The sequence below is a fragment of the Cobetia sp. LC6 genome, from assembly GCF_030264805.1.
Classification (GTDB): domain Bacteria; phylum Pseudomonadota; class Gammaproteobacteria; order Pseudomonadales; family Halomonadaceae; genus Cobetia.
Genome location: NZ_JASSPL010000013.1, coordinates 71,938 through 83,861, shown reverse-complemented (window position 1 = coordinate 83,861; position 11,924 = coordinate 71,938). Strand labels below are relative to the sequence as shown.

The window sequence follows — 11,924 nt, the reverse complement described above, 5'->3', positions numbered from 1 at the left end:
GTTCTTGCTCCTCTCAGAAGTAAGGGCCCAGTTCCATCTCGCTTTGCACTACTGTCCAGGAGGCACCATTTCCGCCTCCTGTGCCCATCGCGTTGATACGGAAGGCATCCAGGCGCGTGCCCACCGCATTCACTTCGTTGCTGGCATTCAGCGGCGGCTCGCCGACCTTGCCCAGATACTCGATCACATAGGCCCCGATGACCGCGCCGGTATCACTGTCCAGCGTCTGGATACCGCTGGCTTGCCAATCCGCTTCCGAGAGCGGGTTGATCGGTGGCGCATCCTCGGGCAGTGCCAGCATCAGGCCAGCCGAGTCATCAAAGCTGTTCAGGCTCCAGGTGCCATCCTCCAGGCTCTCCTGCAGCGCACGCTCACCGATGCTCAGACTGGTTTCCGCGTTGTAATAGGACTGCTCGAAGTTCCGGCTGTTGACGGCCATGCGTGTCTGCAGCTGACTGTCCTCGACCCCGGTGACGGCCAGCAGCCCGATCACGACCAGCATGATCAACACGATCAGCAAGGCGATGCCTTGCTGACGTGCTGGCCCCCGGGTGGCCGCGCAGACGGTAGACATTGAAGACGAGGTATTCATCAACTGCCCCTCAGTTGCAGATTGCGCGGTGTGAACGTGAGATTGAAGGTTCGCGTCAAACGGCCATCGTTATTCCCGCCCGGTACCACTCCCGGCAGGCTCTCGAGCGTCAGAGCGATCTCGATACGGCGTACCTCATCCCAACGGCCTTCGCTGCGTACCGTGGCGGCCGGTACCTTGACGCGATCGACACTGCCGTTGCCGGTGGTATCCAGACTGAAGCTGACATCGAAGCCCTGTACGCCGGAGGCCAGTTCTTCCCGTGCGAAAGCGGCATCGATTCGATCGAGATACAGTGCACGCACCGAGGAATCGTTGGCCTGGTCATCCAGCCGCAGCTCCCAGGCCTGCACCGGGTAGAGATAGGCGTTCGAGGACTGAGAGCTGCCGTAGGAGCGTGACAGCGTGTCATTGGTTTCCACATTGCCCTGGGTGGTGCCCGACACCCTGAAGACATCGGTGCTGCTGCAATCACTGACCAGCGCATACTCGTTGGTCACGAAGGCATCTTCGCTACCGTTGCGCACGGACAGTGGGCCACCCAGCGACGTCATGCTGCTGGTCAGCGTGGTTTCATCGCCATCCTTGCTGGCAGCGACGAACGTCAGATTGAAATAGCTGAGGCCCCGTTGGGTACGCTGCTGACCACCGAAAGGCGCCGTGAGGTCGTGGGAGGCATCCACCGAGCTGGCATTGGTGATATCGCGGCTATTGGCACAGCCTGCGTAGCCCACATTGCGCATAAGTGGCTGGAGCCGGAAGGACACGTAACGGGCCGATTCCTGCAGATAGGAAAGCGCCTCCTGGGTGCTCACGGTGCTGCGTGAGGTCGAGAACATCTGCACCGCCATCGCCGTGATCAGCAGCCCCAGCACCAGGCTGATCATCAGCTCGACAAGCCCCACGCCCGCCTGGCGCTTCAAGCCATGCGGACGGGCAGTGTCGGGGGCCAAGCGTCGGCGGGCCGATACAGGTGAACAGCGGTTCATGGCTCTACCTCGAAACGATAGGTCTGCTGGTCAACTCCCCCGCTGATGGGGTCACTCCACTGTACCTGGACACTGACGTCGTGAACGCCGATGCCGGCGCCGCCGACGACACGCTCGTCGACATCCACGCTGCCGACGCCGCTGGTCAGCGTGGAGCCGATGATGGCGTCACGCCAATCAATGATGTCCTGGTCCGCCAGCTCTGAGGGTATGCAGTCCGAGCTGCATCCATCCGCCGGCGCATTGGTGGTGTCGGCGTCATCATATTGGTCGATGGCCTCAAGGTTGGCGCGGATACGTTCAGCCATGTCCAGCGACAGCAGTTGTGCCACGGTATTGCTGTAGCTGACGCGCTGATGCTGAAGCGTCTGAACTTGCAACAACCCCAGCCCCAACAGGGAAACCCCCAGTAGCATGACCGCGACCAGCGCCTCGATCAGGCCGACGCCGCGCTGAGAATGCCGGGTGCAACGGCGCCGTTGCAGGCGCGTCAGCAATGCCTCCCTCAGCGCTCTCGGCTGTAGGACTTTCCTGAGGGATGTGGTCATCAACGATGCTGTCATGAGCAGTCCCCCCCGGATTCAAGGCGGACACGGCCTGAAGGCGCCACTACCACAGAGGTAGCATCGGACGCCGCACAGAACACCAGCGTGCTGTTGCCACTAGTCAGCGTGCCGCGATCGTTGTAGGTGATCCTGGCGGCGCCACCCGACTGGGCAACCGCATTGCTGTCCTGATGAATCCACAGGCGATCGTCGAGGGTGAAGTTGGAAGTGCTCCCGATATAGACGACCCAGCCACTCGCCCAGTCATCGTCGCAGGCCGTGGGGTTGGGGGTGGCCACGCTCGGCGCATAGGGACAGACACTCACATCGACACCGCGCGTGGTGGCGGTGCTGCGCGCCATGCCGAGCGCATGGGTCAGGGCACGCACATCGGACTCCACCTGAGAGCGCTGCACCAGGCCTTGCCAGGCCGGCACCGCCCAGGTCGCGATGATGGCAATGATCGCCACCGCCACGACCAGCTCGATCAGGGTGAAACCACGGGATTGGCGCATGAGAGATACGTCTCCTTGCCGCTGAGGGTCGACCGGCCATGCCGGACTCGAGTGTGTCTCTTGGGGACTCATCATCACCAGCACCGGCCTCCTCCTTCGGCACCGGTATTCATGTCCTGGTCCATCCACAGTACGCCGCAGTCGTCATTGAGTTGTGCCCCTTGAGGCGTCGCCTGCAGGACGAAGGACGAGGCAGACAGACTGCGATACGTGATCAGGTAGCGAAGATTGCCACCACCATCCTCTATACGGCTGACGCCATCCGTCGGCTGGTCATCATCCCCCACGGGTGCCTCGGAGAAATTCTGATAGTAGAAGCCATGCAGCTGTCTGGCCTGCTGCCCCAGCGCCTGCTGGGCATGCGAGCGCCAGCTGCGCTCCACATAACCGAGATAGGAGGGAATGGCGACCGCCGCCAGAATGCCGATGATCGCGACCACCATCATCATCTCGATCAGGGTGAAGCCCTGAGCCCGACGCCTGCCAGGTGCCCCGCGCCCCGGTTTCGGCTCACGGCGTGCACCTGCACTGCTGACACCGGTGACCGAGAACAGTCGTGGCATGGGGGATTCTCCAGAGTACGAACTATACCTCCATTATGTATCATTTCGGTAACCACGCATTACATTTTTTTTCAATGCGCACCAGATTGATCAACGATCATGCTCAAGAATGCTGTCACTTATACAAGAAACTACTGAATTGAATGGCAAAATGCGAATGGCACCCACAAAAAAGCCGCGACAGAGTCGCGGCTTCTTCACCGGCAGGAACTTACAAGGTGTTACAGCTCGCGGATCTGGTCCGAGGCGATCAAGCGCTCCTTGAGCTCCTTGGGCATGGAGAAGACGATGTTCTCCTCCTGACCCTCGAGTTCCTCGGGTGCCGAGGCTCCCAGCGCCATCAGGCGATCGATCACGCCCTGCACCAGCACTTCGGGGGCGCTGGCCCCTGCGGTGATACCGATACTGCCGATCCCCTCGAGCCAGCTGGCCTCGATCTGCTGCGCATCGTCGATCAACCAGGCGGGGGTCTGCATGCGCTCCGCCAGTTCACGCAGGCGATTGGAATTGGAGCTATTGGGGCTGCCGACCACCAGCACCACATCGCAGGCTTCCGCCAGCATGCGCACGGCATCCTGGCGATTCTGGGTCGCGTAACAGATGTCATCCTTGCGCGGGCCCTGAATCGCCGGGAAGCGTTCGCGCAGCGCATCGATCACGCGCGCCGTGTCATCCATGGACAGTGTGGTCTGGGTGACGAAGGCCAGCTTCTCCGGGTCCTTGACCTCCAGACTCGCCACATCGGACTCGTCTTCTACCAGATGGATGGTGCCACCCCTGGAAGTGTCATAGCGGCCCATGGTGCCCTCCACTTCGGGGTGGCCCTCATGACCGATCAGCACGCAATCCTGGCCCTTGCGCGCATAGCGCAGGACTTCCATGTGCACCTTGGTCACCAGCGGACAGGTGGCATCGAAGACCTTGAGGTTGCGACGCTCGGCCTCTTCCTGCACGGCACGTGAGACACCGTGCGCCGAGAAGATGACGATGACGTCATCCGGCACTTCGTGCAGTTCCTCGACGAAGATGGCGCCGCGCTCCTTGAGGGAGTCGACCACGAAACGGTTGTGCACCACCTCGTGACGCACGTAGATCGGCGGCCCGAACACGTCGAGCGCCCCGTTGACGATATCGATGGCGCGATCCACTCCGGCGCAGAAACCGCGCGGGTTGGCCAGCTTGATCTGCATGACAGGCTCCGCTTGATGGCGAGGTGCACTCACGGGGGAGCACACCTAGGGAAAGAAGACTCAGTGCGTGGTCGCGGGGGCGACTGACAGCACCTCGACCTCGAAGGTCAGGGTACGCCCGGCCAGCGGGTGATTGAAGTCGACCTTGACGTCACGCTCATCGATCTCGCGGATGATGCCCGGCAGCTCCGAGCCCGACGGCTCGGCGAAGGACATCACCATGCCGACCTCGATCTCTTCATCGAAGCTCTTGCGCGCCACGGTCTGGACGTTCTGCGGATTGTGCTGACCGAAGGCATGCTCCGGCGTGATCGTGAAGCTGCCGGTCTCGCCCGCCGCCATGCCCATGATCGAACGCTCGAAGCCCGGGGGCAGATTGCCGTCACCCACCTGGAAGGAGGCCGGTGTCTTGTCGAAAGTGGAGTCCACCTCGGTGCCGTCTTCCAGACGCAGACGGAAATGGAGGCTGACCTCCATGTTATCGGCGATACGATGCTCGCTCATGCTGACCTCGCTTGTGGCGCTCATTCGGAGCGGCCACGGAAAGATTCAAGAATCAGTGCCACGGCTCCCAGGCTGATGGCGACATCCGCCACGTTGAAGGCCGGGAAGAAGGCATTGCCCCAGTGGAAGGACAGGAAGTCCACCACGTAGCCATGCACGACACGATCATAGAGATTGCCAAGCGCGCCCCCCAGCACCAGCGCGATGCCCAGCGCGGTGAAGGTCTCGTGACGCTTGAGGCGCGCAAGCCAGATGCTCAGGCCGATGGCTGCCACCACCGCAATGCCCGCAAACAACCAGCGCTGCCAGCCATCATGGCCGGCCAGAAAACTGAACGCCGCGCCGGTGTTGTGGAGCAGCGTCAGATTGAAGATCGGCAGCACTTCGTTGGCCTGACCATAGACCAGCGAACTGCTGGCCAGCCACTTGGTGGCCAGGTCCAGCACCACGATCACCAGCGACAACCATAACCAGCGCAGCGGCGAGCGCATTGGCTCACTGCCGGCCGAGGGAGTATCCGTCGCGGGGCCTTGTGAAGAAGACGTCATGTTACCTTCCTGTCGTGAAATGAGTCTGCGACCGGCAAGACACGAACGCCGGGCCAGAGCCCGGCGTTCGATATCAGCGCTCAGCGGAGGCTGAACGATGCCTCGGTCGCATCAGCGATCAAGCGAAGTGACGCGTCTCGCCTTCGCCATCCGGCAGGTTGGTCACGCAGCGGCTGCACAGCGTCGGATGTTCCGGCAGGGTGCCGACTTCCGGACGGTGGTGCCAGCAACGCTCGCACTTGGCATTCTCGCTGACCTTGACCGCCACCTTGAGGCCGGACACGTCGGTCTCTTCTGCCTCACCGGCCGCCTCGAGAGGCGCCAGGGTCACGCCGCTGGTCAGCATCACGAAGCGCAGCTCGTCGCCGAGACTTGCCAGCAGCGTATTGAGCTCGTCATTGACGTAGAGAGTGACTTCCGCCGCCAGGCCGTTCTTGACCAGACCGGCGTTACGCGCGCCTTCCAGCGTCTTGTTGACCGCCTGCTTGACGTGCAGCACCTGCTCCCAGAACTCACGCCCCATGGGGGCATCATCCGCCAGGGTGGTCAGGCCGGTGTAGGCCGTCTCGAGGAAGATGGTGTCCTTGCGCGGGCCCGGAATGTTGGCGTAGATCTCTTCACCGGTGAAGGAGAGGATCGGCGCCATCCAGCGTGCCAGTGCCTCGATCACGTGGTACAGCGCCGTCTGGCAGCTACGACGCGCACGCGAGTTCGGCTGCGTAGTGTACTGGCGGTCCTTGATGACATCCAGATAGAAGCCGCCCAGCTCACGCGAGCAGAAGGTCAGCACCTGTTGATAGATGTCGAGGAAGCGGTATTCCTCGTAGGCCAGCTCGACACGTGCCTGCAGCTGGGCGGCACGATCGACCACCCACTGGTCCAGCGCCAGCATGTCGTCAAAGGCCAGCGCATCACGCTCGGGCTCGAAGCCGTTCAGATTGGACAGCAGGAAGCGCGAGGTGTTGCGGATACGACGATAGGCGTCGGCGGTCCGCTTGAGGATCTCGTCCGAGACGGCCATCTCGCCGGAGTAGTCGTTGGAGGACACCCACAGACGCAGGATGTCGGCGCCCAGCTTGTCCATCACCTGCTGCGGCGCGACCACGTTGCCGACGGACTTGGACATCTTGCGACCCTGCGCATCCACGGTGAAACCGTGAGTCAGCAGCGCCTTGTAGGGCGCGTGGCCGTCGATGGCACAGCCGGTCAGCAGTGACGAGTGGAACCAGCCACGGTGCTGGTCGGAACCTTCCAGGTACAGGTCGGCACGCGGGCCTTGCTCGTGACCATGCGGGTGCGAGCCACGCAGCACATGCCAGTGGGTCGTCCCGGAGTCGAACCACACGTCCAGCGTGTCGGTGACCTTCTCGTAGTTCTCGGCCTCGTCGCCCAGCAACTCCTGGCTGTCGAGTGACCACCAGGCATCGATGCCATGCTCGGCAACGCGATCGGCGACCGCTCCCATCAGCGCCACGCTGTCAGGATGCAGCTCCCCCGTCGCGCGATGCAGGAACAGCGGAATCGGCACGCCCCAGTTGCGCTGACGCGAGATGCACCAGTCCGGACGGTTGGCGATCATGCTCTTCAGACGCGCCTGGCCCCAGGCCGGGATGAAGGCGGTGTCCTCGATGGCGGACAGCGCCTTGTCACGCAGGGTCACGCCATCGGTGCCGGGGAGGTCCATGCCGACGAACCACTGGGCCGTCGCGCGATAGATGACCGGCGTCTTGTGGCGCCAGCAGTGCATGTAGCTGTGGGTGATCTTCTCGTGCGCCATCAGCGCGCCGAGCTCTTCCAGACGCGCGACGATGTTCGGATTGGCCTTCCAGATGAACTGGCCACCGAATTCCGGCAGGTCCGGCACGTACACGCCATTGCCCTGCACCGGGCTCTCGATCTCGTCGAAGCTCATGCCGTAACGACGGCAGGTATGGAAGTCATCCTCGCCGTAGGCCGGCGCGGAGTGGACGATACCGGTACCGGCACCGGTCTCGACGTAGTCGGCCAGGTAGACCGGCGACAGACGATCGTAGATCGGGTGACGGAAGTTGATCAGCTCCAGCGCCGCGCCGTTGACGGTCGCCAGCGTCTCACCGCTCAGACCGAAGCGCGCCAGACTGTCCTCGACCAGCTCCTCGGCCAGCACCAGCATGCGCTCGCCGGTGTCGACCAGCGAGTAGACGAAGTCCGGGTGAACGTTGAGCGCCTGGTTGGCCGGGATGGTCCACGGAGTGGTGGTCCAGATCACGATCGCCGCCGGCTTGCTCAATGACTCGAGGCCGAAGGCCTTGGCCAGTGCCGCACTGTCGTCTGCCGCGAAGGCGACGTCGATGGCATCAGAGGTCTTGTCGGCGTACTCGACTTCCGCTTCCGCCAGCGCAGAGCCGCAATCGAAGCACCAGTTGACCGGCTTCAGCCCCTTGAAGACATAACCGCCCTTGACCATCTCGGCCAGCGCACGGATCTCACCGGCTTCATTGGCGAAGTCCATGGAGCGATACGGGTTGCCCCAGTCACCGACGATGCCGAGACGGATGAACTCGTGTTTCTGACCTTCCACCTGCACGCCAGCGTATTCACGGCAGAGATGACGCGCCTTCTCGGACTCGAGGTGCTTGCCGTGGGTCGTCTCGACCTTGTGCTCGATGGGCAGACCATGACAGTCCCAACCCGGCACGTAAGGCGCGTCGAAGCCCGCCATCGTCTTGGACTTGACGATGATGTCCTTGAGAATCTTGTTGACGGCATGACCGATGTGAATATTGCCGTTGGCATAGGGAGGGCCGTCGTGGAGCACGAAGCTCGGACGGCCCTTGCCTGCTTCACGCAGACGCGCATAGAGGTCAATCTCGTTCCAGCGCGCCAGTTGCTCCGGCTCACGCTTGGGGAGATTGCCGCGCATCGGGAAGTCGGTATCGGGCAGATTCAAAGTGTGCTTGTAGTCGCTCATAGCCTTTCGGGTCAGCCGTCGTGGGGGCGGGAAGCCTGGGCTTCCCGAGCTGTGGAATCAGACACCTCAGCAGTGCCGTGTAAGGGTGCCGTCGGCGCATCCGTCATCAGTGCGCTCAGCGGACGGCTGGCCAGCGGCAGGTCAGCCATCGAGGTCATGCAATCGAGCAACGCCTGCTCATCACCGGCAGGCATCTCGCCCGCGGCCAGCGCGAAGAAACGCTTCGCGAGGGCGATATCGGCGTAGATGGCGGCCTTGAGGGCCTCCAGGCCATCGAAGCGCTGTTCACCACGCAGGAAGGCGCAGAAGCTGACGCGCATCGGCTGGCCATAGAGGTCTTCTGCGAAGTCCAGCAGATGGACCTCGAGCACCGGCCGCGGCGTACCGACCGTCGGGCGCCAGCCGATGTTGGCCACCGCCGGACAGTCGCGGCCGTCGGCAAGGTGCGCCATCACCGCGTAGACGCCGGAGACCGCCAGCGGCGCATTCGGCAGCGGCAGGTTGGCGGTCGGCACGCCCAGCGTGCGACCCAGCTGGCGGTCTGCGACCACGCGTCCCTGCCAGTGGTGGGCGCGCCCCAGCAACCAGGCGGCCAGCGCCATGTCGCCTGCAGCCAGCACCTCACGCACACGGGTGCTGGAAACACGCTCACCGGCGATCTCGAAGGTGCGGGTATGTTCCACCGCAAAGCCTTCGGCGGCACCGATGCGCTCCAGCAACGCGAAGTCTCCGGCGCGATCGCAGCCGAAGCGGAAGTCGTCACCGACCACCAGATGACGCACGCCGAGCCCATCGATCAGCACCTGCTCGATGAACTCGCGTGCCGACAGCGAGCGCAGCGTCTCATTGAAGGGCAGACACAGTACGCGCTCGGCGCCATGGCTGCCCAGCAGACGCGCCTTGTCCGCCAGACGCGTCAGCCGCGGCGGCGCCTTGTCACCCGCGAAGAACTCACGCGGCTGCGGCTCGAACACCACCACCGTGGCGGGCAGGCCATAGGCCGCCGCGCGCTCGCGAAGTTGCTCCAGAATCGCCTGGTGGCCAAGATGCACGCCATCGAAATTGCCGATGGTGGCCACACAGCCGCGACTGCCATCCTGCTTGCGCAGGCGGGCGAGATTGTGGAGTCCTCTGATCAAGTCCATGCGTGCATCACACAAGCCGCCGAAAGTGGTCGATTATAGCGAAGGGGCACGGCGCTGACAGCCACCGTTGCCCCACCAGGGAGAAAACAGCTGGAACCGGGGGCACCAACCTGCGTGGCACCCGGGCAGCAGACTCAGCTCTGCATGCGGAAATGGCGCGGGCGGACACCGCACAGCCCCAACCACACCGCATAGGCCAGCACACCGCCGACGACCAGCGCTCCCATCATCGCACAGCGCTCCCACAGGCCCCAACCAAGCCAGGTGGTCCAGTCCGGCGACAGCCACATCAGGCCGCCGCCCATCAGGGCGCAACCGCCGATCAGCGTCAGCGAATAGCGTCCCCACCCGGGCTGGAAGCGCAGCACGCCGTCACGATACAGGCCGCGTGCCAGCAGACCCGCATTGAGGAAGGCCGACAGCGCCGTGGCCAGCGCGAGCCCGGCATGCGCCAGCGGCACGATCAGTGCGAGATTGAAGGCCATATTGGCGACCATCGCGATGATACCGATCTTGACCGGCGTTTTCGTGTCCTGACGCGCATAGAAGCCCGGTGCCAGCACCTTGATCAACATGAAGGCCAGCAGGCCGAAGCTGTAGGCACGCAGGCTCTGGGCCGACATCACCACATCGTTGTCGGTCATCGCGCCGTAGTGGAACAGCGTGATCAGCAGGGGTTCGGCCAGCACGCCGAGCGCCAGCGCCGCCGGCACACCGATCAACAGTACCGAGCGCAGCGCCCAGTCGAGCATCTTCTGGAAGTGCTCCAGTGATTGCTCGGCGTGGCGCTTGGAGAGCGCCGGCAGAATCACCGTCCCGATGGCGATGCCGATGATGCCCAGCGGAAGCTCGACCAGACGGTCGGAGTAATAGAGCCACGACACGCTGCCGGTGACCAGAAACGAGGCCAGCACGGTATCCAGCAGCAGATTGATCTGCGAGACCGAGACACCGAACAGCGCCGGGGTCATCAACTTGAGAATGCGGCGCACGCCCTCATGGGCGAAATTCGGCCATGGCTTGGGCATCAGGCCAAGCCGCAACAGGAACGGCACCTGGAACAGCAGTTGCACGCCACCGGCGATCAACACGCCCCAGGCCAGCGCCATGGCGGGTGTCTCGAAGCGAGGGGCCAACAACAGCGCCGCGCCGATCAGACTCAGGTTGAGCAGCACCGGCGTGATGGCCGGCACCGCAAAGCGATTCCAGGTGTTGAGCACACTGCCCGCAAAGGCGGTCAGCGAAATCAGCAGCAGATACGGGAAGGTCAGGCGCAGCATGTCACCGGTCAGCGCCAGCTTGCCGGCATCGTCACCGAACCCGGGCGCGAAGACCCACACCAGCCAGGGCGCGCACAGCATCGCGAGCGCGGTGATCAACGCAAGTACGACGCCAAGACTGCCGCTGACGGCGTCCAGCAACTCGCGGACCTCCTCCCGCGTCCGGCGAGTCGCATACTCCGACAGCACCGGAATGAAGGCCTGGTTGAAGGCACCCTCGGCAAACAGGCGGCGCATGAAGTTGGGGATCTTGAAGGCAACGAAGAAGGCATCCGCCCCGCTGCCGGCGCCCAGAAGTGATGCGATGGTCACATCGCGCGCCAGCCCAAGCACGCGCGACAGCATCGTCATCACGCTGACGATCAACCCCGAGCGCAACAGACCACCCCGCATCGGCAGGCTGTCGCCCGAGCGGGTCTCGCCTTGGGCACTCGCCTGTGAAGCGGACTGCGCGGCGGCCTCGACCCTGCCATCTTCTTCTCTGACTTCCTGCTCGCCTGCGGGCGACTCATCCTGCGGCTTGCTCACCCTGACACCCCTCTCGCTTCCCTGACCTGACACCGATGCCATCCACTCGACAGACAGACACAAAAAAACCGGCCGAAGCCGGTTTTTTCACACTCACACGTCTTAGACAGCCAGTGCCTTGACGCGAGTGTTCAGACGGCTCTTCAGACGAGCGGCCTTCTTCTTGGACAGAATGTCCTTGTCGGCGTAACGGTCGAGGACCTTCTGCGCGACATTGAAAGCGGCCATGGAAGCAGCGTGATCGCCAGTCTTGACGGTCTTCAGCACGTTCTTGATGCTGGTACGCACGGCGGAACGCTGTGCGGAGTTGTGCTGACGACGAACTTCAGCCTGACGAGCGCGCTTACGTGCTTGCTTGGAATTTGCCACTTTGATGCTCCTTATGAGTCCACCCGTAGGCGCGTACTCATGAACTTGAATTTGGAAGACGTTGTCGCACCGCGACAGCGAGTCCGATCATCTCTCGTCTTTCGACACTGATGTGAAGACTTTCGAGAAATCAGCGACTTGACGTGGAAGCCCCGTCAAACCTTCGCCATCGGGGCGGACCAGCACCCGACAGGACGGCAAAGTCT

The 11,924-nt window shown here is 63.1% G+C and carries 12 protein-coding genes; all 12 read right to left on the bottom strand.

Annotated elements, in window-relative coordinates; translation table 11 throughout:
• Positions 1–13: 13 nt before the first annotated feature.
• The 12 genes from QQF40_RS14365 to rpsT all read right to left on the bottom strand — a co-directional run bounded on the left by QQF40_RS14365 (position 14) and on the right by rpsT (position 11,718).
• Entirely contained in the window at positions 14–592 is a 579-nt protein-coding gene (locus tag QQF40_RS14365; RefSeq protein ID WP_285461708.1) for a pilus assembly PilX family protein, read from the bottom strand.
• Positions 592–1,581 carry a prepilin-type N-terminal cleavage/methylation domain-containing protein gene (locus QQF40_RS14360; protein ID WP_285461707.1) on the bottom strand — a complete coding sequence of 330 codons (990 nt, stop codon included), beginning with the start codon at positions 1,579–1,581 and terminating at the stop codon, positions 592–594. The genes QQF40_RS14365 and QQF40_RS14360 overlap by 1 nt, the downstream gene beginning before the upstream one ends.
• Positions 1,578–2,078, bottom strand: a complete 501-nt coding sequence (gene pilV / locus QQF40_RS14355) for a type IV pilus modification protein PilV (RefSeq protein ID WP_285461706.1) — start codon at positions 2,076–2,078, stop codon at positions 1,578–1,580. The genes QQF40_RS14360 and pilV overlap by 4 nt, the downstream gene beginning before the upstream one ends.
• Positions 2,079–2,140: 62 nt before the next feature.
• Positions 2,141–2,641: a GspH/FimT family pseudopilin gene (locus QQF40_RS14350; protein ID WP_175090338.1), complete on the bottom strand. Its 501-nt coding sequence runs from the start codon at positions 2,639–2,641 to the stop codon at positions 2,141–2,143.
• Between the two features lie 74 nt (positions 2,642–2,715).
• Entirely contained in the window at positions 2,716–3,204 is a 489-nt protein-coding gene (locus QQF40_RS14345; RefSeq protein ID WP_175090337.1) for a type IV pilin protein, read from the bottom strand.
• Positions 3,205–3,425: 221 nt separating this feature from the next.
• A complete protein-coding gene (gene ispH, locus QQF40_RS14340) occupies positions 3,426–4,394 on the bottom strand; it encodes a 4-hydroxy-3-methylbut-2-enyl diphosphate reductase (RefSeq protein ID WP_175090336.1) in 969 nt (322 codons plus the stop codon).
• 60 nt (positions 4,395–4,454) lie between these two features.
• Positions 4,455–4,898, bottom strand: coding sequence for an FKBP-type peptidyl-prolyl cis-trans isomerase (gene fkpB / locus QQF40_RS14335; protein WP_175090335.1), 444 nt, complete (start codon positions 4,896–4,898; stop codon positions 4,455–4,457).
• Between the two features lie 20 nt (positions 4,899–4,918).
• Positions 4,919–5,446 (bottom strand): signal peptidase II, encoded by a 528-nt coding sequence (lspA, locus tag QQF40_RS14330; RefSeq protein WP_054556926.1) that lies wholly within the window; start codon positions 5,444–5,446, stop codon positions 4,919–4,921.
• 118 nt (positions 5,447–5,564) lie between these two features.
• Positions 5,565–8,396 carry an isoleucine--tRNA ligase gene (ileS, locus tag QQF40_RS14325; protein ID WP_285461705.1) on the bottom strand — a complete coding sequence of 944 codons (2,832 nt, stop codon included), beginning with the start codon at positions 8,394–8,396 and terminating at the stop codon, positions 5,565–5,567.
• 11 nt (positions 8,397–8,407) lie between these two features.
• Complete coding sequence (gene ribF / locus QQF40_RS14320; protein ID WP_285461704.1) at positions 8,408–9,541, bottom strand: bifunctional riboflavin kinase/FAD synthetase; 1,134 nt, start codon at positions 9,539–9,541, stop codon at positions 8,408–8,410.
• 134 nt (positions 9,542–9,675) lie between these two features.
• Positions 9,676–11,214, bottom strand: a complete 1,539-nt coding sequence (gene murJ / locus QQF40_RS14315) for a murein biosynthesis integral membrane protein MurJ (protein WP_285461717.1) — start codon at positions 11,212–11,214, stop codon at positions 9,676–9,678.
• Between the two features lie 237 nt (positions 11,215–11,451).
• The gene (gene rpsT, locus QQF40_RS14310) at positions 11,452–11,718 is read right to left on the bottom strand and encodes a 30S ribosomal protein S20 (protein ID WP_043335965.1); all 267 of its coding nucleotides are present in this window, start codon (positions 11,716–11,718) and stop codon (positions 11,452–11,454) included.
• Positions 11,719–11,924 lie beyond the last annotated feature (206 nt).